This is a genomic window from Streptomyces sp. NPDC006872, assembly GCF_040635845.1.
GTDB lineage: Bacteria > Actinomycetota > Actinomycetes > Streptomycetales > Streptomycetaceae > Streptomyces.
Genome location: NZ_JBEYIL010000008.1, coordinates 470,111 through 495,632 on the forward strand (window position 1 = coordinate 470,111; position 25,522 = coordinate 495,632).

25 protein-coding genes and 1 pseudogene are annotated in these 25,522 nt (G+C 71.8%); 18 read left to right on the plus strand and 8 right to left on the minus strand.

The features are described 5' to 3' along the window. Positions 1-19: 19 nt before the first annotated feature. The gene (locus tag ABZ725_RS25645) at positions 20-598 is read left to right on the plus strand and encodes a hypothetical protein (protein WP_358804909.1); all 579 of its coding nucleotides are present in this window, start codon (positions 20-22) and stop codon (positions 596-598) included. A gap of 32 nt (positions 599-630) precedes the next feature. Further along, a pseudogene (locus tag ABZ725_RS25650) lies at positions 631-924 on the plus strand (hypothetical protein); the annotation flags it as partial. A gap of 92 nt (positions 925-1,016) precedes the next feature. On the opposite strand, the gene ABZ725_RS25655 reads toward ABZ725_RS25650, so the two are convergent. Then, the gene (locus ABZ725_RS25655) at positions 1,017-1,670 is read right to left on the minus strand and encodes a phosphoribosyltransferase family protein (protein WP_358804910.1); all 654 of its coding nucleotides are present in this window, start codon (positions 1,668-1,670) and stop codon (positions 1,017-1,019) included. Between the two features lie 194 nt (positions 1,671-1,864). Between ABZ725_RS25655 and ABZ725_RS25660 the strand changes: the two genes are divergently transcribed. The 4 genes from ABZ725_RS25660 to ABZ725_RS25675 all read left to right on the plus strand — a co-directional run bounded on the left by ABZ725_RS25660 (position 1,865) and on the right by ABZ725_RS25675 (position 4,833). Next, positions 1,865-2,239 carry a hypothetical protein gene (locus ABZ725_RS25660; protein WP_358804911.1) on the plus strand — a complete coding sequence of 125 codons (375 nt, stop codon included), beginning with the start codon at positions 1,865-1,867 and terminating at the stop codon, positions 2,237-2,239. A gap of 152 nt (positions 2,240-2,391) precedes the next feature. Then, positions 2,392-2,760 (plus strand): metalloregulator ArsR/SmtB family transcription factor, encoded by a 369-nt coding sequence (locus tag ABZ725_RS25665; protein WP_358804912.1) that lies wholly within the window; start codon positions 2,392-2,394, stop codon positions 2,758-2,760. A gap of 120 nt (positions 2,761-2,880) precedes the next feature. Next, the gene (locus ABZ725_RS25670; protein ID WP_358804913.1) at positions 2,881-4,167 is read left to right on the plus strand and encodes a DUF3500 domain-containing protein; all 1,287 of its coding nucleotides are present in this window, start codon (positions 2,881-2,883) and stop codon (positions 4,165-4,167) included. 198 nt (positions 4,168-4,365) lie between these two features. Continuing rightward, a complete protein-coding gene (locus ABZ725_RS25675) occupies positions 4,366-4,833 on the plus strand; it encodes a hypothetical protein (protein WP_351907195.1) in 468 nt (155 codons plus the stop codon). A 4-nt stretch (positions 4,834-4,837) separates the two neighbouring features. On the opposite strand, the gene ABZ725_RS25680 is transcribed toward ABZ725_RS25675, so the two are convergent. Next, positions 4,838-5,035: a hypothetical protein gene (locus ABZ725_RS25680; RefSeq protein ID WP_358804914.1), complete on the minus strand. Its 198-nt coding sequence runs from the start codon at positions 5,033-5,035 to the stop codon at positions 4,838-4,840. A 277-nt stretch (positions 5,036-5,312) separates the two neighbouring features. Here ABZ725_RS25680 and ABZ725_RS25685 point away from each other — a divergent pair, with 277 nt between their 5' ends. Genes ABZ725_RS25685 through ABZ725_RS25710 form a run of 6 tightly spaced genes read left to right on the plus strand, consistent with a single transcriptional unit; the run spans position 5,313 to position 10,577 of the window. Beyond that, the gene (locus tag ABZ725_RS25685; protein WP_358804915.1) at positions 5,313-6,692 is read left to right on the plus strand and encodes an ATP-binding protein; all 1,380 of its coding nucleotides are present in this window, start codon (positions 5,313-5,315) and stop codon (positions 6,690-6,692) included. Next, complete coding sequence (locus ABZ725_RS25690; protein ID WP_351907189.1) at positions 6,689-7,111, plus strand: roadblock/LC7 domain-containing protein; 423 nt, start codon at positions 6,689-6,691, stop codon at positions 7,109-7,111. Before ABZ725_RS25685 ends, ABZ725_RS25690 begins: the two co-directional genes overlap by 4 nt. Continuing rightward, entirely contained in the window at positions 7,108-7,473 is a 366-nt protein-coding gene (locus ABZ725_RS25695; RefSeq protein WP_358804916.1) for a DUF742 domain-containing protein, read from the plus strand. The genes ABZ725_RS25690 and ABZ725_RS25695 overlap by 4 nt, the downstream gene beginning before the upstream one ends. Further along, on the plus strand, positions 7,442-8,095 hold the full coding sequence (locus tag ABZ725_RS25700; RefSeq protein ID WP_351907185.1) for an ATP/GTP-binding protein: 654 nt from the start codon (positions 7,442-7,444) through the stop codon (positions 8,093-8,095). The genes ABZ725_RS25695 and ABZ725_RS25700 overlap by 32 nt, the downstream gene beginning before the upstream one ends. Then, the gene (locus ABZ725_RS25705) at positions 8,092-9,354 is read left to right on the plus strand and encodes a cytochrome P450 (protein ID WP_358804917.1); all 1,263 of its coding nucleotides are present in this window, start codon (positions 8,092-8,094) and stop codon (positions 9,352-9,354) included. The genes ABZ725_RS25700 and ABZ725_RS25705 overlap by 4 nt, the downstream gene beginning before the upstream one ends. Continuing rightward, positions 9,351-10,577 (plus strand): cytochrome P450, encoded by a 1,227-nt coding sequence (locus tag ABZ725_RS25710; RefSeq protein WP_358804918.1) that lies wholly within the window; start codon positions 9,351-9,353, stop codon positions 10,575-10,577. The genes ABZ725_RS25705 and ABZ725_RS25710 overlap by 4 nt, the downstream gene beginning before the upstream one ends. A gap of 119 nt (positions 10,578-10,696) precedes the next feature. Here ABZ725_RS25710 and ABZ725_RS25715 read toward each other — a convergent pair whose 3' ends face one another. Continuing rightward, positions 10,697-12,256, minus strand: coding sequence for a helix-turn-helix domain-containing protein (locus ABZ725_RS25715; RefSeq protein WP_358804977.1), 1,560 nt, complete (start codon positions 12,254-12,256; stop codon positions 10,697-10,699). Between the two features lie 223 nt (positions 12,257-12,479). Between ABZ725_RS25715 and ABZ725_RS25720 the strand changes: the two genes are divergently transcribed. From ABZ725_RS25720 to ABZ725_RS25730, 3 genes are all read left to right on the plus strand, one after another. After that, a complete protein-coding gene (locus ABZ725_RS25720; protein WP_351907179.1) occupies positions 12,480-13,103 on the plus strand; it encodes an L-threonylcarbamoyladenylate synthase in 624 nt (207 codons plus the stop codon). 97 nt (positions 13,104-13,200) lie between these two features. After that, positions 13,201-13,956, plus strand: a complete 756-nt coding sequence (locus ABZ725_RS25725; RefSeq protein WP_358804919.1) for a dienelactone hydrolase family protein — start codon at positions 13,201-13,203, stop codon at positions 13,954-13,956. 193 nt (positions 13,957-14,149) lie between these two features. Beyond that, positions 14,150-15,340 (plus strand): glycoside hydrolase family 64 protein, encoded by a 1,191-nt coding sequence (locus tag ABZ725_RS25730; protein WP_358804920.1) that lies wholly within the window; start codon positions 14,150-14,152, stop codon positions 15,338-15,340. Positions 15,341-15,421: 81 nt separating this feature from the next. Here ABZ725_RS25730 and ABZ725_RS25735 read toward each other — a convergent pair whose 3' ends face one another. From ABZ725_RS25735 to ABZ725_RS25750, 4 genes are all read right to left on the minus strand, one after another. Then, a complete protein-coding gene (locus ABZ725_RS25735) occupies positions 15,422-17,821 on the minus strand; it encodes a M4 family metallopeptidase (protein WP_358804921.1) in 2,400 nt (799 codons plus the stop codon). A gap of 402 nt (positions 17,822-18,223) precedes the next feature. Further along, the gene (locus ABZ725_RS25740; protein WP_351919794.1) at positions 18,224-18,898 is read right to left on the minus strand and encodes a response regulator transcription factor; all 675 of its coding nucleotides are present in this window, start codon (positions 18,896-18,898) and stop codon (positions 18,224-18,226) included. Beyond that, the gene (locus ABZ725_RS25745) at positions 18,895-20,136 is read right to left on the minus strand and encodes a histidine kinase (RefSeq protein WP_358804922.1); all 1,242 of its coding nucleotides are present in this window, start codon (positions 20,134-20,136) and stop codon (positions 18,895-18,897) included. Before ABZ725_RS25745 ends, ABZ725_RS25740 begins: the two co-directional genes overlap by 4 nt. Before the next feature lie 40 nt (positions 20,137-20,176). Then, entirely contained in the window at positions 20,177-20,755 is a 579-nt protein-coding gene (locus ABZ725_RS25750) for a hypothetical protein (protein ID WP_358804923.1), read from the minus strand. Positions 20,756-20,936: 181 nt separating this feature from the next. On the opposite strand from ABZ725_RS25750, the gene ABZ725_RS25755 reads away from it, so the two are divergent. The 3 genes from ABZ725_RS25755 (at position 20,937) to ABZ725_RS25765 (ending at position 24,522) form a co-directional block, all read left to right on the plus strand. Continuing rightward, entirely contained in the window at positions 20,937-21,773 is an 837-nt protein-coding gene (locus ABZ725_RS25755; protein WP_358804924.1) for an MHYT domain-containing protein, read from the plus strand. A 122-nt stretch (positions 21,774-21,895) separates the two neighbouring features. Continuing rightward, positions 21,896-23,401 (plus strand): metallophosphoesterase, encoded by a 1,506-nt coding sequence (locus ABZ725_RS25760; RefSeq protein WP_358804925.1) that lies wholly within the window; start codon positions 21,896-21,898, stop codon positions 23,399-23,401. A 92-nt stretch (positions 23,402-23,493) separates the two neighbouring features. Continuing rightward, positions 23,494-24,522 (plus strand): LLM class flavin-dependent oxidoreductase, encoded by a 1,029-nt coding sequence (locus tag ABZ725_RS25765; protein ID WP_358804926.1) that lies wholly within the window; start codon positions 23,494-23,496, stop codon positions 24,520-24,522. A 2-nt stretch (positions 24,523-24,524) separates the two neighbouring features. Here the strand turns inward: ABZ725_RS25765 and ABZ725_RS25770 are convergent, their stop codons facing one another. After that, positions 24,525-25,493: a TauD/TfdA family dioxygenase gene (locus ABZ725_RS25770; protein WP_358804927.1), complete on the minus strand. Its 969-nt coding sequence runs from the start codon at positions 25,491-25,493 to the stop codon at positions 24,525-24,527. Positions 25,494-25,522: the final 29 nt, after the last annotated feature.

The window sequence follows — 25,522 nt, forward strand, 5'->3', positions numbered from 1 at the left end:
GACACGCGAGGAGTGCGCAGTGCTCGCTCGGAGCTCGGCGATGGTGTGCGCGGCCGGTGTGCTGGCCCTGGTCGGCTGCTCCCCCGGGGACGACGGGGACACGACGAAGCCGACGGACACCGCACGCGCCACGGTGACCGCGTCCCCTTCGTCCCCCGCCGGCCCACCCACGCCCTCCCCGTCCCCCTCCACATCCCCGTCCCCCTCCGCCACCCCGTCGGTCCCGGCGTCCGCGAGTCCGTCGCCGGTGCCCGTCACCGGACCGGATCAGAAGCTGGTCGTCATGACCGTCAGCGGTGGCTTCGCCGGGGTGAACAAGGAGGTGATCCTCCGGGGCGACGGCACCGTCCGCACCGCGGACAAGGGAGAGTCAGCGGTGCGCCGCACCACCGCGGCCCAGTTCACGAAGCTGCGCACGCTGCTCGGGGATCCGGCGCTCGACGACGTCCCGTCGTTCACGATGAACATGGGGGCGGCCGACCTGTTCCAGTACACGCTCCGGTTCGACGGCCGTACGGTCATGACGGACCGCTCCACCGAGGAGCCCGCGCTCGACCGTCTCATCGACGCCCTGGAGAAGTGGCTGCCGCAGAACTGACCCGGCGAGCACGGTGACGGATGCGTCCCCGGATCGCCGACGACCCGCTGGAGTTCTACCGCGGCTCCCCCACCGGCACGGCCGTCGCCTCGCTGCCGGTCGACACCGGCTCGCGGGCCCTGGCGACGGGGGGCAGCCCGGTCCTCGTCCGGCTGCCCGGTGGGCGGCTGGTCTACAACGCGGCGGGCAGTGGCAACGTCTGGGTCAACGAGAGCGGAGGCAGCGACGGCGTCCGGAAGGAGTACCAGACGACCCTGGGAAGCGGTTACAGCCGCAATCTCCGGTACGTCGACGGCACGGGCCGGATCGCGTTCCTGCGGAACCAGGATCTGACCGGCGCGTCCGACGGCGCGGCGCTGACCTTGCAGAACGCGGCCGCGGACGGCTCCCGGGACCGGGAGCTCGTTCAGTGGGCCGCTCAGCGCTCGGCCGCCGTCTGCAGGGCTCGCAGCACGTCGGCGTCCGAGAGCTGCTCGAAGTCGTCGTACCAGAGGCCGACGGCCATGAAGTCGGCCGGCTGATGCAGACAGATCACGTCGTCGGCCTCGGCGCGCAGCAGGTCCACCGTCTCCCGCGCGCCGACCGGCACGGCAAGCAGGACCCGCCGGGGGTCGCGGCGGCGTGCGGAGCGCAGCGCGGCGCGCGCCGTGACCCCGGTCGCGAGCCCGTCGTCCACCACGATCACGGTGCGTTCCCGCAGGTCGGGGGCGGGGCGGCCGTGCCTGTACAACCGTTCGCGGCGGCGGAGCTCCGCGCGTTCGCGTTCCACGACCGGAGTGAGCGCGTCCGCGCTCAGGCCCAGCCGGTCGAGGGCGTCCTGGTCGAAGTGGGCGTCCTCGTCGTCGCCGGTGATGGCGCCGACGCCGAACTCCTCCTGGAAGGGGGCGCCGATCTTCCGTACGACCAGTACGTCCAGCGGGGCGTCGAGCGCCCGGGCGACCTCCGCGGCCACGGGGACGCCGCCGCGCGGCAGGGCGAGCACGACGGGGTCGGGCAGAAGGCCACGCTCCTGCCGGGCCCGCAGGGCGTCGGCCAGTTTCCGTCCGGCCTGCCGTCGATCGAGGAACAGCATGACCGCCGCGTACCCCTGTCGATCCGCTCAATTCACATATCTGTGCGATCAGAAAAGTGCGGGGGTCTTCGTCTTCCGAACCTCCTTGGTCCAGTCCCGGAGCGTGTCACCCGGTCGGGGGACGGGCTCCGTACGGTCGGTGGACCAGCGGGGCCGGAGGAGCCCGGACCCGTGCAACCGGCAGGAGAAACGCCATGGCGAATGTGGAGATCTCGATGAAGGAGACGATGACCGCGGTGGAGGGGGCGCTGGGGGTCGCCGTCGTGGACTACACCAGCGGCATGGCACTCGGCACGCTCGGCGGCGGCAAGGACCTCGACCTGAACGTCGCCGCGGCCGGCAACACCGATGTGATCCGCGCCAAGGTCCGCACCATGGAACACCTGGGCCTGAAGGGCGAGATCGAGGACGTCCTGATCACGCTCGGCAGCCAGTACCACCTCATCCGGCTGCTCAAGGGGCGCGGCGGCAGCGGGCTGTTCCTCTACCTCGTCCTGGACCGCGAGCGGTCCAATCTGGCCATGGCCCGGCACCAGCTCAAGCGCATCGAAGCCGAGCTCGAGGTGTAGGCGACCGGAGGTCCGCGGCTTCGCACGCCATCGAATTGAAGGTTTCTTCATCTCGACACATCCAGATCAGCGCATCACACGGGTGTGCGGAGCCCCCAGCCACCAGGATCGAGAACCAGGCACCGAACGCGGCAGGGAGCGAGCGACCGACCATGCAGGTTCCCCTCTACCAGGCCAAGGCCGAGTTCTTCCGCATGCTCGGGCACCCCGTGCGCATCAGGGTCCTCGAACTGCTGCAGGGCGGCCCCGTCGCCGTGCGGGACCTGCTCACCGAGATCGAGATCGAACCGTCCAGCCTGTCCCAGCAGCTGGCGGTGTTGCGCAGGTCCGGGATCGTGGTGTCGATCCGGGAGGGCTCGACGGTCAGCTACGCGCTGGCGGGCGGTGACGTGGCAGAGCTGCTGCGGGCCGCCCGCCGCATCCTCACCGAACTCCTCGCGGGGCAGAACGAGTTGCTGGCCGAGTTGCGCCAGGCCGAGCTGCCGCTTTCGGTGCCCCAGGGCGGCCCCGGCGGGGTCTGACGGGGCCTGGGGTGGCCTGACGGGGCCTGGGGTGGCCCGGAGGGAGGACCCGGAGGACCTGGTGGGAAGGGCTCGGCGGGCTTCAGGTTTCCTTCAGGTACGTCCTGAAGCTTGGGCTCCATGCACGGACACCGACCACGCACCCCCGAAACCGAGCACAGCCGTCGCTGGTTCATGAACAAGGCGCTGCTCGCCGGCGGAGTCGCCGCGCTGGCGACCATGACCGGCTGCTCGTCCAGCTCCTCCGACGCCGCGGCCTCCGCCTCGTACGGCGGCCCGGGCGGGATGCCCTCCGGAGGCCCCTCCGGCGGCCCCGGCGGCGGGGCCGGAGGCATGGGCCCCGGCGCGAGCGAGGTCAAGTACGCCGACTTCGTCGGGGTCACCACCGACGGCAAGGTGGTGGACGACCTGTACTCGATCCACGCCACGGACGTCTCCACCGACAAGGTGGTCAAGGCCGCCCAGGCCTTCCTGGACGGGCTGACCGCCGCGGAGCGCAAGGCGTCCGTCTTCGAGGTGGACGACGACGAGTGGCTGGCCTGGAGCAACGTCGACGGCTACCAGCGCGAGGGCGCCCGGATGGGCGACCTGACCGAGAAGCAGCGCAACCTGGGCTACGCACTGCTCGGCGTCGCGCTCTCCGCCGAGGGGCTCACCCAGACGCGCAACATCATGAAGCTCAACGCGTTCCTGGGCGACTCCAGCGGCGGCGGCAAGGAGACGTTGACCGAGGGCGCCTACTTCTTCACGTTCATGGGCACGCCGTCGACCACCGAGCCGTGGGGTTTCCAGTACGAGGGCCACCACGTGGCCATCAACTACTTCGTGCTCGGCGACCAGGTCGTCATGACGCCGACCTTCATGGGCTCCGAGCCGACCTCGGCCACCTACAACGGCGAGAAGATCACCCTCTTCAAGAAGGAGACCACGGCGGGGCTGACCGTGCTGCGGTCCCTGACCTCCGCGCAGCAGAGGAAGGTCGTCTCCTCCGAGAGCAAGGCCGGCGACAACTTCAAGGCCGGCGCGGGGCAGGACAACGCCCAGCTCGCCTACCAGGGCCTGGCCGCCAAGGGGTGGACCGACGCCCAGAGGAACAGCCTCCTCGACCTGGTCCGCGTGTACGTCGGCACCATGGACGACGGTCACGCCGAGGTGAAGATGACGGAGGTCGAGGAGCACCTCGACGACACGTACTTCTACTGGATCGGCGAGACCGAGGACAGCTCCGCCTTCTACTACCGCGTGCACAGCCCGGTCGTGCTCATCGAGTACGACGCCCAGTCCCCGATCGCCTACGGCACCGGCCGCACGCCCACCCAGCAGCACATCCACACCATCATCCGCACCCCCAACGGCGGCGACTACGGCGTGGACCTGCTCAAACTGCACCTGGAGAACGACCACTAGAACGACCACCAGAACGGTGGCGCAGAACAACGGCGCAGAACAACGGCGCAGAACGACGGCATAGAACAACGGCGCGAAGGTCGAACGAAAGAGACCGAAACGCCAGGGTTCGCCACCCCTTCCACCCGATAGAAATATCCACCAGCATGCATATGCCCGGTCGGCATGCGGCCGCCGGGGAGGTCACACGGAGCCGACATGAGCGATGCGATGTGGATGCGCGGCGTGGAGTGGCTCGCCGCCGCGGCGACGGACCCACGGGTGTGCAAGCGGGAGTGGGACCAGGGCGAGGGGATCGCCCTGCTGGAGGCGGGCCGCTACTGGGACGTGCTCAGCGTGCCCGACCGGCTGGGCCTGCTCACGCTGGACCTGCTGTGGCAGGCCTCGCGTCCCGCGCCGGGGCCGACGCTGGTGGACACCGTGGCGCACCGGGTGGGTTTCTTCCTGCCGCCCGATCCCGGGAGCCGGTGGATCGGCGCGGGACTGCGGCGCGCGGGCCGGGGTTCCTGGGTGGCGGTGCCGCCGCCGTACCGGGCGGCGCGCTCCCTGGAGTGGCTGGTCCCGCCGGACGGGACCGGTGCGCTGCACGCGCCCGTCACACTGGAGTTCGCGCTGCGCCAGGCCAACGGCACGCTGGCCGTGCTGACCCCGACGTGCCGTCCGTGACGCGTCACGGACGGCGGAAGGGCCGGACCAGGGACACCCAGTGCAGGTCCGGGCGCGCGGGCACGGTCCGGCCGCGGGCGCGCCACTCCGCGACGAGCCCGGCGTAGATCGGCACTCGGCAGTGCGGGCCGCCCGCCCACCGGGCGTAGAGGAGACCGGACGGGCAGTCGTCGCGGGGCGCCACGGGAGGAGTTCGGTCCATGCCGGACCAACGCAAGGGGGCACGCCGGTGGTACGCGCGGGCAGCGCGCGCTCACCGGCACGGGTGAGCACAGCGCCCGTTCGGCGGCCTACGGCATTCCCGACAGTCGACGCAGAAGCGAACAGAAGGCAGGCACTTTCGGAGCCAAGTATCGCTCAACCGTGCGGGAGCGATCGATGACGGTGTGTACTGTGCTGCGAGTGCCCGGTCCGAGCCCGTCGGACCCACCCCTGCCCTGAACTCCGTGACGACGCCCGACCTTTCTGGAACCCAAGCGATGATCGAATTACCGGACCTGGTGGCCGGCGGCCTGGCCGCCGGCACACTGTCCGCGCTCGCCCTCGGCGGCGGGGTGCTGCGATTGCGGCGGCAACAGACCCGGCAGCGGGCGGAGATCGCCGCGCTGCGCACCCGACTCGACGGCTCCTTGAGGGCGTTCACGGCCGAGGTCGAGCATCTGGCCGCGCAGCGGGTGCCCGCCGCCGCCCGTCACGTGGCGCATCCGCACCTGGCCGTGCCGGGCCCGCTCCAGCCGCTCACCGTCGGCACCCCCCTGGGCATCGCCCTGGAGAACGTGCTGCTGGCGCTGCAGTCCGAGGTGGCCGCCCAGCGCACCCGGGTCGACGCCGCGGCGCAGGCCGGGATGCGGGGCGCGGTCCGGGAGATCCAGGCCGCCCTCTACCGACTGCAGGACGCGCTGCGCGGACTCCAACAGCGCTACGACGACCCGGAGTTGGCGCAGACGCTGTTCCGGCTGGACCATGAGAACGAGCAGTCGCTGCGCCGCGCGCAGGTCGCCGCCGTGGTGTGCGGGGCATGGGTCGGGCTGGCCCGCGAGGAGTCCCACCTGGTGGACGCGGTGACCGGCGGCCAGGCCCGGCTCGCGGGCTACCAGCGGGTCCGGGTCCACAACCACCTCGAGGCCGGTACGGCCCTGGTCTCGCACGCCGTGGAGCCGGTGGCCATCATCGTCGCCGAACTCCTCGACAACGCGCTCCGGCACTCGTCCCCGGACACCGACGTCGTGGTGAGCCTGGAACACGTCCACCACGGGGTGTGCGTCACCGTCGACGACGCCGGTCTCGGCATGACCCGCGACGAACGCGACCGCGCCCAGCGGCTGGTGGCCGGCGACGACCTCATCCTGCTGACCGACCTGGGCGATCCGCCGCGTATGGGGCTGGCCGCGATCGGCCGGCTGACCCGGCAGTTCGACCTGGGCGTCGACGTCTCCTCGGCCTCCCCGTACGGCGGGGTGCGCGCGGTGCTGCGGGTGCACAGCCATCTGCTCAGCCACCTCGACCCGGCCGACCGGCCCCCGGCCGCGAGCGCCCCGCGCACGACGCGCAGAGCCGTGCCCGACCGGCCCGCCCCCGCCCACGCGTACGGGACGGAGGCCGGCGTCCCCGAGGCCCCTCCCGGGCATCACGAGCCGGAGGACGCCGAGGGCCTGCCGCAGCGCCGACGCCGCACCCGGACCGCCGCCGCACCGCCGCCGACCCCGACACGGCGCCCCGCGCGCCGCCCGGAGGAGGCCGCGGCCTCGCTCGGCGCACTGCAGTCCGGCACGGCCGCGGCGCGCGCGCAGAACGCCGCCGGGAACACCGCGGCCGACGACATCGACCCGACCGACAACGAAGGGGGTACGGACAGATGACCAGCAGCAACACGGGCGACACGGCATGGGTGCTGGAACCGGTCCTGCAGGTGCCGCACGTGCTGGCCGCCGTCATGCTGACCCGGGACGGCCTCGTGACGGGGTACACCGACGCCCTGTCCCAGCCGTCGGCCGAGCGGGTGGCCGCCATCACCAGCACGGTGCAGGGGGCCTGCCGTACCGCGGCGGCCGCGTTCGCCGACCGGGAGCGGGCCGAGATCCGGCAGATCGTCATCGAGTCCGACCACGGATACGTGCTGATCGTGCCGACCGACCACGGCACCTGTGTGGCCGCGTACGGCGACGACGAGGTGCGGCTGGACCTGCTGGCGCACCGGGTGCACTCCCAGGTGGCGCGACTGGGCGAGAAGGCCATGGCGGCAGCGCCCCGAGGAGCCGACGACAACGCGTCGGCATGACCGGCCGCCCGGCCGGCCGCCCCCTGGTTCCCGCCTATCTGTCGACCGGCGGCGTGGCCCGGCCCAGCCGCCCCCACCTGGAGCGGCTGTCGGTGCTGACCCGCGGCGAAGAGCCGATGCCCGCCGGCCTCCCCGCCGCCGAACTCGCCCTGCTGGACACCCTGGAGGGCGGTTCGCTGGCGATGGTGGAGGCCGCGGCGCTGCTCAGGCTGCCGTTCTCCGCGGTGCGGGTGCTGGCGGCCGGCCTCGTCGACCGGAACCTGATCACCGCCCGTGCGCCGATCCCGCCCGCCGAACGGTTCGACCCCGACCTGTTGAAGAGAGTGGCCGATGGCCTCCGCGCCCTCAAGCTCAGCCCCTAGCACCGCAGCGCCCGGCATCGCAGCACCTGACGCCGCGCCCGGCGTCGTCCACCTCCCCGACACCGCTCGCGACCTGGTGAAGATCCTGGTCGCGGGGCCGTTCGGGGTGGGCAAGACGACCCTGATCGACTCCGTGTCCGAGATCCGGCCGCTGCACACCGAGGAGCATCTGTCCGAGGCGTCCGCGCAGGTCGACGACCTGGCCGGGGTGCGGGAGAAGTCCACGACGACCGTCGCCATCGACTTCGGCCGGATCAGTCTGTCCGGCGACGTCGTGCTGTACCTGTTCGGCACGCCCGGGCAGGAGCGCTTCCGGGCGTTGTGGGACGACATCGCCTACGGAGCGCTGGGCGCGCTCGTCCTCGTCGACAGCCGTCGGCTCGACGCGTCGTTCGACGTGCTGGGCCTGGTGGAGGAGAGCGGGCTGCCGTACGCGGTGGCCCTCAACGCCTTCCCCGACACGCCCCGCCACTACGGCGAGGAGCGGCTGCGCCGGGCGCTGGACCTGGAGCCGGGGACGCCGATGGTGACCTGCGACGCCCGGGACCCGAACTCCTCGATCGACGCGCTGCTCGCGCTGGTCGACCATCTGATCGGCCGCGACCCGGTGGAGGCCCGGTGACGACCTATCCCCCGGACCGGCGCGACTTCTCCCGCTCCGTGCCCGTACGGCTGTGGGAGGACGGTTTCGCGCCCGATCCGCAGCGCTACTACGCCGCCCTGCGCGCCCAAGGCCCCATCGGCTGGGCCGAGTTGGCGCCCGGGGTGCCGGCGTACGTGGTCACCGAGCGGCGGGCGGCGCTGGACGTGCTGCACGACGAGGAGACGTTCTCGCACGACCCGCGGGCCTGGGAGACGACGGTCCCCGTCGACTCGCCGGTGCTCGGCATGATGCGGTGGCGGCCCAACGCGCTGTTCGCCGACGGCGCGGCGCATGTGCGCTACCGCACCACCCTCATCGATGTGTTCGACCTGGTGGAACCGCACGACCTGCGGGGACGCGTGCACCGGGCGGTGCGGCTGCTGGCCGCGCGCATCGGGCCCCGCGGTGAGGCGGACCTGGTCGCGGACTTCTCCCGGCCGCTGATGGCGCTGGTCTTCAACGACCTGTTCGGGCTGCCGGACGATCAGGGCGACCGGCTCGAGGAGGGCCTGGGCAAGATGATGGAGGGCGGCGCGCAGGCCGCCGAGGGCGAGGCGCTGTACGCCCAGTACGTCCTGGACGTCATCGCCGCCAAGGCCGCGCAGCGCGGCGACGATCTGCCCAGTTGGCTCCTCGACCACCCGGCCGGGCTGACCCCTGAGGAGGTCACCTGGCAGGTGTTCCTCACTCTCGGGGCCGGGTACGAGCCGACCGCGAACCTGGTGTCCAACACCCTGTCCCGGATCCTGGGCAACCCGGAGTACTACTCCACGCTCACCAGCGGCGCCCGGCCGGTCATGGACGCGGTGGTCGAGGTGCTGCACCACGAGACGCCGCTGGCCAACTACGGCATCTACTACGCCCGCAGGCCCGTCGCCTTCCACGGGGTGTGGCTGCGCGACGCGGTGCCGGTGGTGGTGTCGTACGGGGCGCTCGGGCTGTTCGCGGAGCAGGAGGTCACCCACGGCCGTCACCCCAACGACGCCTCGCATCTGTCGTGGGGCGCGGGCGCGCACGCCTGTCCGGTGAAGCAGCACACGCTGCTGCTGGTCACCGAGGCGATCGAGCGGCTCACCCAGTGGCTGCCCGATCTCGATCCCGTCCTGCCCCGTGAGCGGCTCGACTGGCGGCCGGGTCCCTTCCATCGCTCGCTGACCGCGCTGCCCGTCCGCTTCAGCCCCCGCACGCCCGCCCCTGTCTCCACCTACTCTCCCGACCAGCCAGGAGTTCGACCGTGACCGTGACCGACCGCATCGCCCTCGACCCGCTGGGCGCCGACATCCCCGGTGAGAGCGCCCGGCTGCGCGCCCTGGGTCCGATCGTGCCCGTGGAGCTGCCCGGCGGCATCCCGGCCTGGGCGCCCACCGGGTACGACACGCTCAAGGAGCTGATCCTCGACCCCCAGGTCAGCAAGGACCCCCGCCGGCACTGGCGGCAGTGGCCGGAGCTGGGCGAGCACCCGTCCTGGGGCTGGATCCTGGGCTGGGTCGGCGTGGTCAACATGCTCTCCACGTACGGCGCCGACCATGCGCGGCTGCGCAAGCTGGTCGCGCCGAGCTTCACCCACCGGCGCACGGAGGTGCTGCGGGGACGGGTGGAGGCGATCACCGCGGAGCTGCTGGACGCCCTGGACGAGGACGGCGCCGAGGTCGTCGACCTCAAGGCCGGGTTCGCGCATCCGCTGCCGATGCGGATCATCTGCGAACTCTTCGGCGTGCCCGAGGAGTTGCGGGAGGCCACCGCCCGGCTGATCGCCGCGATCATGGACACGTCCGACCCGACCCCGGAGCACGCCGCGTTCGTCCAGGAGCAGATCGGCACGGTGCTGGGCTCGCTCATCGCCCACCGCACCGAGCACCCCGGCGACGACCTGACGACCGAGCTGATCCGGGTGCGGGACGAGGACGGCGACCGGCTGAGCGGCGAGGAGCTGGTGTACACGCTGCTGCTGGTCATCGGGGCGGGCTTCGAGACGACCGTGAACCTCATCGGGAACGCGACGGTGGCGCTGCTGCGCCGGCCCGAGCAGCTGGCGGCCGTGCGGCGGGGCGAGATCGGCTGGGACGCCGTCGTGGACGAGACGCTGCGGCTGTACCCGTCGATCGCCACGCTGCCGCTGCGGTTCGCCGTCAGCGACCTCAAGGTGGGTGACGTGACGATCCCGGCCGGGGACGCCATCGTCACCACGTACGCGGCGGCGAACGTGGACCCGGCGCACTACGGACCGGACGCGGAGGTGTTCGACGCGGCACGCGCGGCCGACGACCATCTGGCCTTCGGGCTCGGTGTGCACCGGTGCATCGGGGCTCCGCTGGCCCGGATGGAGGCGCTGACGGCGCTGCAGGCGCTCTTCGACCGGTTCCCCGAGCTGCGGCTGGACACCGGCGGCGAGGAGCTGCGGCAGGTGCCCTCGTTCATCGCGAGCGGCTGGCAGGAGATCCCGGTGCGGCTCCGGGGCTGAACGCACACGGGGGTGCGACCAGTCCCCCGTACCGGTCGTACCCCCGCGGTTCCTTGAACCTAACGGCCCGGCGGGCGGCTTGTGAATCGTGGCCGTGCCCGCTCGCGGGGCCGGAGGGCTCACCCGTGCACAGGTGAGTCCGGATGGCCCGATTCCGCCAGGTGGGAATCCTGGCGGGACTCCCGCTGGGGATGTCCCTGCAGGTCGGGCTGGTCGAGGTCGCCCGCCGCGAGGTGGGCCAGCACGACCTCGTACAGGTCGCTGCCGCCGGCGAGGAGCTGGCGTTCGAGGACGGGTTCGGCGCTGCGGACGTGTTCGCGGACGGTCTGCGCGTGCACGCTCAACCGCTGGGCGGCGCGTTCGGCGTTGCCGCCGGCGGCGATCCAGGCGCGCAGTGTGCCGCGCAGGTCTCGGCCGTCGGTGTCGAGGCGGGCCAGCAGATCCTGCGCCCAGGCGAGCAGCGCGGGCCCGGTGAGCAGCTCGCCGAACCGGCTGGGGGCCGCCGCGGCGCCGATGGGTTCCTGCGCGATGCCGACCTGCGCGTTGAGGGCGAGATGGACGGCGGCCCGGACGGTGAGGTCGGAGAAGTCGGTGCGCAGCAGGTTCTCGACGCGTTCCATACGGGCGCGGACGGTGTTGCGGCTGACGCCGAGCACCTTCGCAGCGTTCACTGCCGTGAACTCCAGGCCGAGCCGGGTGGTGGCGAGGAGCTCGGCGCGGGTGTGGTGCGGGAGGGTGTCGAGGGGGCGCAGCAGACGGGTGGTCCAGGTGCGCAGGACCTCGGGGTCCATCAGGCGTTCGGGGTGGGTGCGTTCGGCGTAGACGGCCGTCTTGTCGGGGCGGAAGCGGGCGACGGCGAGCGCGCTGACGGCCTGCCCGTAGGCGGTGGCGGTGTGGGCGAGACTCTGCCGGGAGCTGCCCCCGAGGAATGCGCCGGGGTTGCGATCGCACAGCGCGCGCAGTGCACTGCCCGCGCTGTCGTCCGGGACGACGACGATGACGTGGCCGTCCAGGGCGGGGCAGCGCACGACCAGTGCCTCGTCCCGGGTCGCCGCCACACAGGCCGCGGCGAGGCGGTCGCGTTCCTCGGGGCCGACCTCGACGACGTAGACGCAGGCGGTGTCGGTGTCGAGGAGGCCGGGCCACAGACCGGCGGCGACGCGGCGGGCGGCGATGGTGTCCTCGACCATGAGCAGTTGCAGGATGGCCAGGCGCAGATCGGCGGTGGCGCGGGCCAGTCGGTGTCCGGTCGCCGCGGTCTGCTGCGCGCGCAGCAGGAGCTCCAGGACGCCCACGGTGTACGTGACGACGTCGGAGGCGCGCCGGTCGAAGGGGCTGGTGCGGGTCACGGCGAGCACCCCGACCGAGCCGGGCCGGGTGAGTTCGACCCTCATCAGGCGTACGAACCTGCCGTCGCCCTCCCAGGCGGCGGAGGCGAGCCGACCGCCGGTGATGTCGGCGGCCAGGGCCTCGTCCAGCGGGGTGAGCGGTCCGGCGAGGGAGGCGCCGGCGTCGTCGCGCAGGGAGACCGTCGCGTCGAGCGTCTTCGCGAGCCAGTCGACGATGCGGCCGACGTCCCGCCCGGTGGGGCGCAGGTGATCGAGGAGTGCCTGCGCCCACGTCGATCCGGCGCCGTCCGCCGCCTCGGTGTGGAGGTTCTCGTCGTCCCGGCCGCCCATGTCGGCGCTCTCCTCGTCGCTCACGGCCCCTGTGAGCCGAACCAGTCATATCGGTCGGGGACGTTACCTCACCTGCCTGGGAGACCAGGCCCGGCGAGCGGGGTGGGCCGGGACGGTCCGTCGAAGGTCACCGTGTCGGCCGATTCCACCCGGCCGGCCGGTCCGCGGGGCGGGGCGGCGGCCTTGCGCGGCAGCGCCCGGTGGCACGGCATAAGCTCAGCCAATGGCCAAGTACTACGACGTGCACCCCGAGAACCCCCAGCCGCGCACCATCTCCCAGATCGCGGCCGCCATCCGGGCGGACGACGCGCTGATCGCGTACCCGACGGACTCCTGCTACGCGCTGGGCTGCCGGCTGGGCAGCAAGGACGGCATCGACCGGATCCGGGCCATCCGCGACCTCGACGACCGGCACCACTTCACCCTGGTCTGCCAGGACTTCGCACAGCTCGGTCAGTTCGTGCGGGTGGACAAGGACGTGTTCCGCGCGATCAAGGCGTCGACGCCCGGCAGCTACACCTTCATCCTCCCGGCGACGAAGGAGGTGCCCCGCATGCTCCAGCACCCGAAGAAGAAGACGGTGGGCGTGCGCATCCCGGACCACGTCGTCACCCAGGCCCTGCTCGCCGAGCTCGGTGAACCCCTGCTGTCCAGCACCCTGTTGCTGCCCGGCGAGGACGAGCCGATGACCCAGGGCTGGGAGATCAAGGACCGGCTCGACCATGTGGTGGACGGCGTGGTCGACTCCGGGGACTGCGGCACCGAGCCGACGACGGTCATCGACTTCTCCGAGGGCGAGGCGGAGATCGTGCGGCACGGGGCCGGCGACACCTCCCGGTTCGAGTAGCGCGCCCTGCGCCGGGGGTCCTCGCGGCCGGGTGGATGGTGCATGCAACGATGACGTTCGCCGTACACCGTGAACCGCGTCAGAGAGGCACCCCCAGATGACCTCCGTACAGGGAACAGCCGTCGACATCCGCACCGAGGACGGCGTCGCCGACGCTTATCTGGCCCATCCGGGGGACGGGGCGCCACGGCCGGGCGTACTGCTCTACCAGGACGCCTTCGGACTCCGTCCGCACCTGCGGGCGATGGCCGACCGGCTCGCCGAGGCCGGTTACACGGTGCTGGTCCCCCATGTGTTCTACCGTCACGGGCGCGCTCCCGTCGTGGAGTTGCCCGAGTTCATCGACCCGGCCGCGCGTCCGGAGATCTTCGAGAAGCTGTACCCGATCATGCTCTCCCTCACCTCCGAACTGGCCGTGCGGGACGCGGGCGCCTATCTGCGGTGGATGGAGGAGAGCGAGCTGGTCACGGCCGGCCCGGTCGCGGTGACCGGCTACTGCATGGGCGCCCGGCTCACCCTGTGGACCGCCGGCGGCCATCCGGACCGGGTCGCGGCCGCGGCCGGCTTCCACGGCGGGCATCTCGCCACCGACGCGCCGGACAGCCCTCACCTGTCGGCCGAGCACATCAAGGCCGAGGTCTACCTGGGCCACGCCGACAACGACTCGGCCCTGCCGCCCGAGCAGATGGAGCGCCTGGAGCAGGCCCTCACCGCGGCCGGCGTCCGCCACACCTGCGAGGTCTACGAAGGCGCGCAGCACGGTTACACCCAGGCCGACACCTCCGCGTACGACGAAAAGGGCTCGGAGCGGCACTGGGCCGCGCTGCTGGAACTGCTGAAGCGGACTTTCTGAGCACAGGGATCCCAACGGGCCGGGCAACGGGACCGGGCTACGGGACGCCCCTGGCACGAGCCGTGCCGAGGGCGTCCTTTCCTTTGCCGTTTCCGTTCACATTGTTGACATGGGCACACCGCGGTGCGACTTTGAGAGCGCTCTCAACATGGTACGGACCAACCCCACAGGCCTACCCGCACGGAGGTGGAGAGTGCTCTCAAGGATCACGCTCGCGCTCAGAATCGCCGGAGCCGCCGCTCTCGTCGGCGCACTGTTCTCGCTCGGTCCCCCGGCTCAGGCGGCCGTCCCCGACACCATCCCGCTGAAGATCACCAACAACTCGGGGCGCGGCGAAGCCCTCTACGTCTACAACCTCGGCACCCAGCTGACGACGGGCCGGCAGGGCTGGGCGGACGCCAACGGCGCCTTCCACGCCTGGCCCGCCGGCGGCAACCCGCCCACCCCCGCGCCCGACGCCTCGATCGCGGGCCCGGCCGCCGGACAGTCCGCCACCATCCGGATCCCCAAGTTCTCCGGCCGGGTCTACTTCTCCTACGGGCAGAAGCTCGACTTCCGGCTGACCACCGGCGGGCTGGTGCAGCCGGCCGTGCAGAACCCGACCGACCCGAACCGCAACATCCTGTTCAACTGGTCGGAGTACACGCTGAACGACTCCGGGCTGTGGCTGAACAGCACTCAGGTCGACATGTTCTCCGCTCCGTACGCGGTCGGCGTGCAGCGCGCCGACGGGACCACCATCAGCACCGGGCACCTCAAGGCGGGCGGTTACACCGGCTTCTTCAACGCCCTGCGCGGTCAGCCCGGCGGCTGGGCGAACCTCGTCCAGACCCGGTCCGACGGCACCGTGCTGAGGGCTCTCGCCCCGCTGTACGGCGTGGAGACGGGAGCCCTCCCGGCGAACGTCATGGACGACTACGTCAACCGCGTCTGGCAGAAGTACGCGACGACCACCCTGACCGTCACCCCGTTCGCCGACCAGCCGGGCACCAAGTACTACGGCCGGGTCTCGGGCGGGGTCATGAACTTCACCAACTCCTCCGGCGCGGTCGTGACCAGCTTCCAGAAGCCGGACGCAGCCAGCATCTTCGGCTGCCACCGGCTGCTGGACGCGCCGAACGACGCCGTGCGCGGACCGATCTCCCGCACCCTGTGCGCGGGCTTCAACCGCTCCACGCTCCTGGTCAACCCCAACCAGCCGGACACCACCACGGCGAACTTCTACCAGGACACGGTGACCAACCACTACGCCCGCAAGATCCACGCGCAGATGGCGGACGGCAAGGCGTACGCGTTCGCCTTCGACGACGTCGGACAGCAGGAGTCCCTCGTCCACGACGGCTCGCCGCGCCAGGCGTACCTGACACTCGACCCGCTGAACTGAAGGGAACCGGACCGGGCGCACACGGCGGCGTCCCGCACCCGGGGGGAGCCCGGGTGCGGGACGCCGGTCAGGAGGAGCCGATCAGCCGGTCGTGACGGCGGTGTCGTCGATGACGAAGCTGGTCTGGAGCGAGGAGTCCTCGACACCGGAGAACTTCAGGGCGACGGTGCTGCCCGCGAAGGAGCCGAGGCTGAAGGACTTCTGGACATAACCGGTGGCCGCGTTGAGGTTGGAGTACGTGGCCAGGGTGGTGGACCCGGCGGTGACCGTCAGCTTGTCGTACGCGGTGCTGGTGGTGGTCTCGGCCGTGTCGATGTGGATGTAGAAGGTGAACGTGGTGCTGGTGCAGCCGCTGGGGATCGTCACCGACTGTGTCAGCGTGTCGGTGTGGGTCGATCCGTAGCCGTCGAGCCAGGCCTTGTAGGAACCGGTGCGGGCCGCCTGGCTGCTGGAGCTGGTGATGACCCCGCTGGTCGCGGTCCAGGTGGTGTTGCCCGACTCGAAGCCCGCGTTGCCCAGGAGCTGCGTCGAGGTGCAGGAGCCGCCGCCCGTCGAGCTGACCGTCCAGGTGAAGGACGCGGTGCCGGTGGCGCCGGTGGAGTCGGTCACCGTGACGGTGGTGCTGTAGGAGCCGGCGGTGGTCGGCGTGCCGGAGATCAGACCGGTGGAGCTGATCGACAGTCCGGTGGGCAGTCCGCTCGCGGCGTACGTCAGGGTGCCGCTGTTGGTGCTGCTGGCCGAGATCTGCAGGCTCACCGCGGTGCCGACCGTGGTGGACTGGCTGCCCGGGTTGGTGACCGTGACGCCGGTCGACGGGACCGTGATGTGGCTGCCGACGTTGATGCCGGCGAAGGCGTTGCCGACCCCGGCGTACTGGGCCGAGCTGGAGCCGTACAGCGCGGTGGCCGCGCTGAGGGCCGCGGTGCGGGCGCCGGCGTAGTTGGTGCTGGACGTCATGTACGTCGTCAGCGCCTTGTACCAGATCTGCAGCGCGGCGGCCCGGCCGATGCCCGCGACGGCGACGCCGTCCGAGGTCGGGCTGTTGTAGGTGACGCCGTTGATGGTCTTGCTGCCGCTGCCCTCGGAGAGCAGGTAGAACATGTGGTTCGCGGGGCCCGAGGAGTAGTGGACGTCGAGGTTGCCGACGCCGGAGTACCAGCTGTCGGCGGAGCCGCCGTCCTTGTCGGGCTCGTCCATGTAGCGCAGCGGGGTGCCGTCGCCGTTGATGTCGATCTTCTCGCCGATGAGGTAGTCACCGACGTCGGAGGAGTTGGCCGCGTAGAACTCCACCCCGGTGCCGAAGATGTCGGAGGTGGCCTCGTTCAAGCCGCCCGACTCACCGGTGTAGTTGAGGCCCGCGGTGTTGGAGGTGACGCCGTGGGTCATCTCGTGGCCGGCCACGTCCAGCGAGGTGAGCGCGTGTGTGCTGCTCGTGCCGTCGCCGTAGGTCATGCAGAAGCAGTCGTCGTCCCAGAAGGCGTTGACGTACGCCGTGCTGTAGTGGACGCGCGAGTAGGCGGCGACGCCGTCGTTCTTGATGCCGCTGCGGCCGAAGGTGTTCTTGTAGAAGTCCCAGGTCGTCTGGGCGCCGAAGTGGGCGTCGACGCCGGCGGTCTGGGTGTTCGACCCGGAGCCGGTGCCCCAGGTGTCGTCGGTGTCGGTCATCAGGGTGCCGGTACCGGACGTGCCGTTGCTCAGGGTGTACGTCTTGTGGGTGCCGCGCGTGGTGTCGTTCAGCTGGTACGTCGACCCGGACAGCGTGGTGCCGATGGTGACGGTGCCGCTGTACTGGCTGTTGCCGGTGCCGGTCTGGACGCCCTCGAACCGGGAGAGCTCGGCGCCGGTGGCGGCGTCGGTGATGACGTGCAGCTTGCTCGGCGTGCCGTCGTCCTGCAGACCGCTGACCACGGTCTCCCAGGCCAGCTTCGGCGTGCCCGCGCCCGCCCAGATCACCTTGCGGGCGCTCTGCGCGGCGGGGTTCTCCGCGTCGAGGGCCTTGGCGGCGGTCAGGGCCTTGCTCTCGGCGGCCGACTTGCTGAACGTGGCGGTCGTGGACTTGACCGACACGGTACGGCGGTTGTTGTTGAAGGTCGTGCTGACGGTGCCGGCGGCCAGCGAGGCCGGGGGCGTGTGCACGACGAGGTCGCCGCCGAGGACGGGCAGACCGGCGAAGGTGCGCTCGTAGCGCGTGTGCACGGTGCCGTCGTTGTCCTTCACGACGTCCTTGACGACCAGCTTCTCCTGGGCGCCCAGGCCCAGGGAGTCGGCCGTCTGTGTCGTCTTCGCCTCGGCGCTCTTGATCAGCGTCGTGCGCTGGGCGGGCGTGAGGTCGGCGGGCAGGCCGCCGGTGCGCAGGGGGCTGGGGTGGGGGGCTGCGGGCTTCGCTGCTGCCGGGACCGTCGAGACGCCGACGGCCAGGAGGGCGGCGGTGGAGAGCAGGGCTGCTCCGACCGAGGTCCGCTTGCGGGGGTTGGATCTCACTCGTTCTCCTACTGCGGCGGCCGCGGGGTACGGCCGGTGACAGACCGGACAGACGGGTGTGCTGTCCGGGACGAGCTGAGTTGTGCGGGACCGTGAGGGTGTGCAGGCAACGTGCCGCTGCTTGTGCGGCAGTTGGGAGGGAGAATGGCAGGCTTGACAGTTGCATGTCAGCCACAGCGGGGTGCTTCGAGGGTTATCCCTCGGTACCTGAGGGTGTTGGAGTCGTCACCCGCGGCCGGACTGTGAGCGGTCTGTGCGTTCACTGTCCGGACCGGCGGTTCGCCCGGGCGACCGCTGTTGCGCCAAGTGCCCCTGCAGGAAGTTCACTTGGCGGCGCAGGACCTCTTCGGCGCACACGGTGCCGACCGGCTTTCGAATTTTGGGCGGGCACGCCGGGAGAGGCTACGAGCCCTCCGCCATGCGCTGTCCGGGGACGACCAGTCCGGTCTCGTAGGCGGCGATGACGGCCTGGACCCGGTCGCGCAGGCCGAGCTTGGTGAGGACGTTGCTGACGTGCGTCTTCACCGTGTGCTCGCTCACCACCAGCGCCCTGGCGATCTCCGCGTTGGACAGGCCGCCGCCGAGCAGCCGCATCGTCTCGCGCTCGCGGGCGGTGAGGACGTCCAGGCGTTCGGTCCGCGGCGGCGGCACGGCGGCGCCCGAGGTGAAGGCGGCGATCAGGGTGCGGGTGACCGAGGGGGCGAGCAGCGAGTCGCCCGCCGCGACCACCCGGACCGCGTGGACGAGGTCGTCCCGCCGTACGTCCTTGAGCAGGAAGCCGCTCGCGCCGGCGCACAGGGCGTCGAACAGGTAGTCGTCCTGTCCCCAGGTGGTCAGCATGATCACCCGGCTGTCCGTTTCACGGCAGACGATCCGGGCGGCCTCGATGCCGTCCATCCCCGGCATCCGGATGTCGAGCAGCACGACGTCCGGGCGGTGGGCCCGGGCGGCGCCGACCGCCTCGAACCCGTCCCCGCTCTCCGCGACGACCTCGATGCCGGGCTGTGCCGCAAGGATCATGGCGAATCCGGCGCGCACCAGCTCCTGGTCGTCGGCCACCACCACACGGATCGTCATGCCATCGCTCCCGCTTCCGGCGCGGCCAGGGGCAGCCGGGCCCGCACTTCGAATCCCGGGAGGCGGTCCTCCCGGGGGCCGGCCGTCGCGCTCCCGCCGCAGGCCGCGGCCCGCTCGCGCAGGCCGGTCAGACCGTTCCCGCCGGACGGAAGGTCCCTTCCCGCGCCGCGGCCGTCGCCTCGGCCGTCGTCGACGACCCGTATCTCCAGACCGTCGTGCCGCCAGTGCAGCCGTACCTCGGCGCGGTCCGCGCCGGCATGCTTGACGACGTTGGTCAGCGCCTCCTGCACGATCCGGTACGCGGCGGTGTCGCCGTCGGCGGGCATCGGACGTGGCTCGCCCTCGGCGGTGCAGGACACCTCCAGGCCCGCCCCCGCGACCTGGCGGGCGAGCGCGGGCAGGTCGTGGATCGTCAGCCGCGGGGCGCGCGGGCCGTATCCGTCCTTGCCGCCGCCCTTGCCGCCGTGCTTCCTGTCGTCCTTGCCGTCGTCCTCGTCGTCCCTGAGGACCGCCAGCATCGAGCGCAGCTGGTCGAGGGCGTCGCGGCCGGTGCCCGCGATCGCGCCGAACGCGGCCGAGGCGCGGACGGGGTCCGTGTCCAGCACGACCGGCCCGGCCTCGGCCTGGACGACCATCAGGCTGATCGAATGGGCCAGCACATCGTGCATGTCCCGGGCGATCCTGGCGCGTTCGCGTTCGGCGGCGCGCTCCTCGTCCATCCGGCGGTCGCGTTCGAGGCGGGCGGCGCGTTCGGCCAGCACGGCCGCCTCGGCGCGGAAGCCGGCGGAGGCCCGCCCGAGCGCGTAGGCGGCGACGTACAGGACGATTCCGCGGGTCGCGGTGTCCAGCGAGCCCACCGTGGCCAGGCCGACGGCGCACATCACCAGGAACACCGGGATCCGCACCGGGGACGGGGAGACCGACGCCATCCCGTACAACGCGATGAGGACTCCGTACCAGAGCGGCTGCGGAGCGACCGCGTCGACGAGGTCGTAGAGGCCGGAGACCACGGAGCAGGCCAGCAGGACGGGCACCGGCGCGCGCCGCCGCAGCGCCAGGGGAAGCGATGCCCCGACTGCCACGACATACCCCCACCAGTGCCAGGGGCGGCCGCTGTCGCTCTGCGCGAACAGCAGGGGCGCCGACTGGGCGACGGCGGTGACGACGGCGAGCGCGACGTCCGACCACGGCGAACCCGCGAGGCGGCGGAGCGAGGGGGGTATGGGCAGCGCGGGCATGGCGACCGATTCTTCCACGAGGGCGTCGGGCGGCGGTCGTTCAGCTGCGCGCGGCGGCGCGAGAGGCGCCGCGGCGACCGGGCAACGGCGCGAGTCCGACGTACAGCAACAGGCCGACGGCCGGCAGCGCGTCCAGTCCCAGGAGGGAGACCAGCACGGCGAGCGCCACCGCGACCGCCCGCCACACGGGAACGGCGCGGGCCACGGCAAGCCGGCAGAACATGACGAGCAGACCGAGGAAGAGCAGCACCGGGCCCACGGTGTAGACGACGACGTCCACCCCGGGGACGCTCTGGACGTCGGCGAACATCCCCCGCATGGCCTCGTGATCGGCGGCGCGCGCCCCGACGACGATGTCGATCGTGATCTGTGCCATGGAGCAGACGGCGCCGACGATGCCGACGACGGCCGTGCCCGTGGCGAACGGGCCGCGGCCCGCCAGTCGGCGCAGTGCCAGGAACACCGGGACGAACAGGAACAACGCGGCGAGGAACGCGAGGTGCCCGGTCGTCCAGGCCGGCCCGGGACCGCGCTCGCCGTCCAGGCCGTCCAGGATGCGCAGGCCCGCGTAGACGATGACGAGAAGTGGGGCGGCGGCGAAGGCGATGGTTTTGTCCATGCCGTGGATCCTCGCCGCGGCGGCACCCCCCGGACATCGCCGACGTGACCCATCTGCGGCCTCCCTCGGAAGAGGGAGGAACGACGAATACAGACGAGTACACAGGAATCGCTTGCGTTCACATCTCCCTTACCCGTAGACATGGCTCCCACGAACATCCGTCACTCTGGGGGGAGTTGGCGTGGAAGGCACGATCGACGGGTTTCGGTACGGATTGGTCACCCCGGTGGCGGCTTTTGTGATGGCCTGTTTGGGAGGGGCGCTCGGGCTGCGCTGCATCGTGCGGACGCTGCTCAGCACCGATTCGTGGAAGCCCGGCTGGCTGGCGCTCGGGGCCGCGTCGATCGGCTGCGGCATCTGGACGATGCACTTCATCGCGATGATCGGCTTCCAGGTGGAGGAGACCCGGATCGGCTACCACGTCGGTCTGACCGTGCTCAGCCTCGCCGTCGCGATCGCGGTGGTCGGCGTCGGCGTGTTCATCGTGGGCTACCGGGGCGCCGGCCGCGGGTCGCTGTCGCTCGCCGGAGTCGTCACCGGCCTCGGGGTGGCCGCGATGCACTACCTGGGCATGGCGGCGATGCAGCTCAACGGGGACATCGAGTACGCCCCGTCCACGGTGGCGCTCTCCGTGCTGATCGCGGTGATCGCCGCGACCGCCGCACTGTGGGCCGCCGTCACGATCCGCGGGTTCCTCACCAGCCTGGGCGCGAGCCTGGTGATGGGCGTCGCGGTGTCCGGGATGCACTACACGGGGATGGCCGCGGTCAGCGTCCATGTGCACGGCGCGACCTCGTCGTGGGCCGGCGACACCCCGACCTCGCTGCTGCTGCCGATGCTGATCGGCCCGGTGATCTTCCTGCTGCTGGCCGGTGTGGTGGTGATGTTCGACCCGCTGCTCGTGCTCGGCGACGGCGAGTGGAACCGCGCCGCCCGGGCGGGGCGGGCCGCGGCCGCGGCGGAGGAGCCGGTCGGCCGGCCTGCCGCCGGTCGGTCGTGGAGCGCCGGGCCACGGTGACGCTCCCCGGCGGTCGGTGAGGGCAACAGGGCGACGTGCGGCCGCAGTTCACCAGCGGAGGCGGCCGTCGTCGCCGGTCACCCGAGTCCTGACATGTTCGGGATGATTGCTACGGTGCACCGGTGTCTGACTCCTCACGCGATACCGCCGAAGGCGCCGGCTGGGGCGGCGCCGACCGTGGCGCGTACCAGCGGCTCATGCCGGCCAGGGTCGAGAAGATCTCGTGGCTGAATCCCAGGACCCTGTGGGCCGCCCGCAACGGCGTGCTCGCCTCCTGGTTCGGCGACCCGACGGGCCGCACCCGCGGCCGGTGGGTCGCCCAGCGGGCGGCCGCGGGCGCACCCGCCGACAAGGTGATCCGGCGCAGCGACCCGGACCACTTCTCCTTCATGGTCATCGGCGACACGGGCGAGGGCGACGATCCCCAGTACGCCGTCGTGCCGGGCTTTCTGAGAGCCAGTCAGGGAACGTCCTTCGCGGTCCTCGCCAGTGACGTCATCTACCCGGTGGGCAGCGCCGACGACTACGGCAGCAAGTTCTTCCGCCCGTACCGCGACTACCAGGCCCCCGTCTACGCGATACCGGGCAACCACGACTGGTACGAGGACCTCGGCGCGTTCATGCGGGTCTTCTGCGACGACGCCCCCGCCCTGCCCGCCGAGCCCGCGCCGCGCCTGTTCAGCGGCGCCCGGCTGCGGTCGTGGCTGTGGCACCGACCGAGCGCGAAGGACGGCGAACGTCTCGCCGAGGCGCGGGAGTTGCGGTCGGGGACGGGTCAACGCGCCGTGCAGCCCGGGCCGTACTGGGCGATCGACACCGGACCGGTGCGGATCATAGGCATCGACACCGGTCTGCTGGGCTCCCTCGACGCCGAACAGGGCGCATGGCTGCGCGAGGTGTCCCAGGGGCCGCGGCCGAAGATCCTGATCACCGGTTCGCCGCTGTACGTCGACGGCGAGCACCACCCGTGCCCCATCGACGGGGGCGGCACCGTCGACGACATCGTCAGCGCGCCCGAGCACCGCTATGTGGCGGCGATCGGCGGCGACATCCACAACTACCAGCGCTACCCGGTGCGGTTGGCGGACGGCCGGACGCTCCAGTACGTCGTCTCGGGCGGCGGGGGCGCCTTCATGCACGCCACGCACACCATCCCGCGCGTGTCCGTCGCCGGCGTGACGGAGCAGGACTTCCGCTGCTATCCGCTGCGCGGCGACTCCCTGGCCTTCTACAGCGGGCTCTACGGCCGTCGGCTGCGACTGCGCCGCTTCTTCTCCCTCACCGAGGCGGAGGGCCAGGCGGTCGTCGCCGAGCGGCTGGGCATCCCGGCGACGCGCACCCCGGGTCCGGAGGTGAAGGTGACACGGCGGATCCGGCTGATCGCCGGCCTGCTGGGCACCGGGAGCAGCCCGGACCGCCGCAGACGGTTCCGGCTGCCCGTGCGCAAGATCTACACCCAGCTCTTCTCGCCGAGCTCGGCCACCTACAGCCCGCCCTTCTTCAAGTGCTTCCTGCGGCTGGACGTCTCACCGGAGTCGGTCCGGCTGCGCTGTTTCGCGGCCACCGGCAATCTCGCGCAGGAGCTGAACCCGCCGGTCGAGGACGAGGTCACCATCCCGCTGGGCTGACGCCACCTGGGACGACACGGGGGAATGCGGCGCGGCCCGTACGACTTGTACGACCTGTACGACCGTACGTGCCGCGCACCATGGAGGAGCTCTTGTCGTCGACCTCACGCCCCTTGCGCAAGCTGGGCTTCCTCACCATCGGGCTGTTCGACGGGGACGACCCGGCCCGAGGCCACGAGACCACGCTGGAGATCATCGAGCTGGGCGAGCGGCTCGGCTTCGACAGCGCGTGGGTGCGCCACCGCCATCTGCAGTACGGCATCTCCTCCCCCGTCGCCGTCCTGGCGGCGGCCTCGCAGCGCACCCGCCGCATCGAGCTCGGCACCGCGGTCATCCCGCTGGGCTGGGAGAACCCGCTGCGCCTCGCGGAGGACCTCGCCACGGTCGACGTCCTCTCCGGGGGCCGGCTCAACCCGGGGGTGAGCGTGGGCCCGCCGATGCACTACGACCAGGTCAAGGAGGCCCTGTACCCGGACAGCTCCGGCACCGAGGACTTCAGCTACGAGCGGGTGCGGCGGCTGCTGGACCTCGTGCGCGGCAAGTCCGCCTCCGACTTCAGCGGGGTGGAGGGCTTCGAGGTGTTCTCCGACCGGGTCCAGCCGCACTCGCCCGGCCTGGGCCGCCGTCTCTGGTACGGCGGGGGCAGCATCGGCTCCGCGCAGTGGGCCGGGGAGCACGGGATGAACTTCCTGACCAGCAGCGTCGTCAAGGCCGAAGGGCCCGACGACACACGGGACTTCGCGGAGATCCAGCTCTCGCACGTCCGCGCCTTCCGCGCCGCGCACCCCGACGGCGAGGCCGCCCGGGTCTCCCAGGGCCTCGTGGTCATCCCCACCGACTCCGCCACGCCCGAACAGCGCGCGAAGTACGAGGAGTTCGCCGCCAAGCGGCTCCCGCGCACCACCTCCCCGCAGGGCCCGGCGCGGCTGCTGTTCGCGCCGGACCTGGTCGGCGCCTCGGCCGAGATCGCCGAACGCCTGCACGCGCACGCCGCGTTCCGTGAGATCGACGAGGTCGCCTTCGCGCTGCCGTTCACCTTCGACCACGAGGACTATGTGCAGATCCTCACCGACATGGCGACGAAGCTGGGCCCGGCGCTCGGCCGGCAGCCGGGCGCCTGACGTCACCAGCGGCCGGGCTCGGTCCCCGTCAGCGGCTCCGACGGCCTGCCGTCGACGCCGACGGGGACGTCGCCGGTGAGCATCACGCGGTGCATGGTGCGCGGGAAACCCAGATGGGCGTTGTCGCCGGGGGCGAGGTGAATGGTGGCGCGGTTGTCCCAGAAGGCCACGCTGCCGGGTTCCCAGCGGAAGCGGACCGTGTACTCGGGGCGGGTCGCCTCCTCCAGGAGCATGTCCAGGATCGCCCGGCTCTCGGCGCGCGAGAGGTCGGTGATCTGCTCGACGTAGTAGCCGTTGACGTACAGCACCCGCTCGCCGGTCTCCGGGTGGACGCGTACCAGGGGGTGCACCGAGGCGACCTGGTGGTCGAGGAGGTGGCGCAGATACGCGTCGTCGCCGGGGCGTGGCTGGTAGCCGACGCCGAGCCGGTGTTCGGCGCGCAGCCCGGCTGCGAACTCCCGTACCGGCGCGGAGAGTCCGGCGTACGCGGCGGCCAGGTTGGACCAGGTCGTGTCGCCGCCGTACGGCGGCACGGTCTCGGCGCGCAGGATCGTCGCGGCCGGCGGGTCGATACGGGCGCCGTGGTCGCAGTGCCAGCCGCGCAGGAGGGTGTGCCGGCGGCGCCGGAGCCATTCCTCGTGCTCCATGCCGAACTTCCCGCCCAGTTCCAGCCGGTCGGCGGTCGTCTCGATCTCCGGGAAGTCCGGCGGCGAGGCGCTGCCGCGCCTGCGCAGGACGACGGGTTCGCCGAACCGTCGGGCGAACGCCACGTGCCCCTTGTGGTCGAGGCGCTGACCGCGGAAGAACACCACCTTCCAGCGCAGCACGGCCGCCCTGATCGCGGCGACCTGGGCGTCGTCGAGGCCGGCGGCCAGGTCGACGCCGCCGATCTCGGCGCCTATGTGCCCGGCGACCGGATTCACCTCCACTCCGGCCGACTCCGTCACCCGGCCGTCGAAGTCCGTCGTCATGCCCGCTCCGCTCGCTCGTCGTGGCTCGT

What these genes read in the sequence shown, in the direction of transcription:
- ABZ725_RS25745 (WP_358804922.1), bottom strand. Translation starts at nt 20,136, where the DNA reads ATGCCCGCGCTGCCCATACCCCCCTCGCTCCGCCGCCTCGCGGGTTCG.
- ABZ725_RS25665 (WP_358804912.1), top strand. Translation starts at nt 2,392, where the DNA reads ATGCAGGTTCCCCTCTACCAGGCCAAGGCCGAGTTCTTCCGCATGCTC.
- ABZ725_RS25740 (WP_351919794.1), bottom strand. Translation starts at nt 18,898, where the DNA reads ATGACGATCCGTGTGGTGGTGGCCGACGACCAGGAGCTGGTGCGCGCC.
- ABZ725_RS25770 (WP_358804927.1), bottom strand. Translation starts at nt 25,493, where the DNA reads ATGACGACGGACTTCGACGGCCGGGTGACGGAGTCGGCCGGAGTGGAG.
- ABZ725_RS25685 (WP_358804915.1), top strand. Translation starts at nt 5,313, where the DNA reads ATGATCGAATTACCGGACCTGGTGGCCGGCGGCCTGGCCGCCGGCACA.
- ABZ725_RS25670 (WP_358804913.1), top strand. Translation starts at nt 2,881, where the DNA reads ATGCACGGACACCGACCACGCACCCCCGAAACCGAGCACAGCCGTCGC.
- ABZ725_RS25695 (WP_358804916.1), top strand. Translation starts at nt 7,108, where the DNA reads ATGACCGGCCGCCCGGCCGGCCGCCCCCTGGTTCCCGCCTATCTGTCG.
- ABZ725_RS25720 (WP_351907179.1), top strand. Translation starts at nt 12,480, where the DNA reads ATGGCCAAGTACTACGACGTGCACCCCGAGAACCCCCAGCCGCGCACC.
- ABZ725_RS25675 (WP_351907195.1), top strand. Translation starts at nt 4,366, where the DNA reads ATGAGCGATGCGATGTGGATGCGCGGCGTGGAGTGGCTCGCCGCCGCG.
- ABZ725_RS25690 (WP_351907189.1), top strand. Translation starts at nt 6,689, where the DNA reads ATGACCAGCAGCAACACGGGCGACACGGCATGGGTGCTGGAACCGGTC.
- ABZ725_RS25725 (WP_358804919.1), top strand. Translation starts at nt 13,201, where the DNA reads ATGACCTCCGTACAGGGAACAGCCGTCGACATCCGCACCGAGGACGGC.
- ABZ725_RS25700 (WP_351907185.1), top strand. Translation starts at nt 7,442, where the DNA reads ATGGCCTCCGCGCCCTCAAGCTCAGCCCCTAGCACCGCAGCGCCCGGC.
- ABZ725_RS25715 (WP_358804977.1), bottom strand. Translation starts at nt 12,256, where the DNA reads ATGGGCGGCCGGGACGACGAGAACCTCCACACCGAGGCGGCGGACGGC.
- ABZ725_RS25680 (WP_358804914.1), bottom strand. Translation starts at nt 5,035, where the DNA reads ATGGACCGAACTCCTCCCGTGGCGCCCCGCGACGACTGCCCGTCCGGT.
- ABZ725_RS25750 (WP_358804923.1), bottom strand. Translation starts at nt 20,755, where the DNA reads ATGGACAAAACCATCGCCTTCGCCGCCGCCCCACTTCTCGTCATCGTC.
- ABZ725_RS25660 (WP_358804911.1), top strand. Translation starts at nt 1,865, where the DNA reads ATGGCGAATGTGGAGATCTCGATGAAGGAGACGATGACCGCGGTGGAG.
- ABZ725_RS25655 (WP_358804910.1), bottom strand. Translation starts at nt 1,670, where the DNA reads ATGCTGTTCCTCGATCGACGGCAGGCCGGACGGAAACTGGCCGACGCC.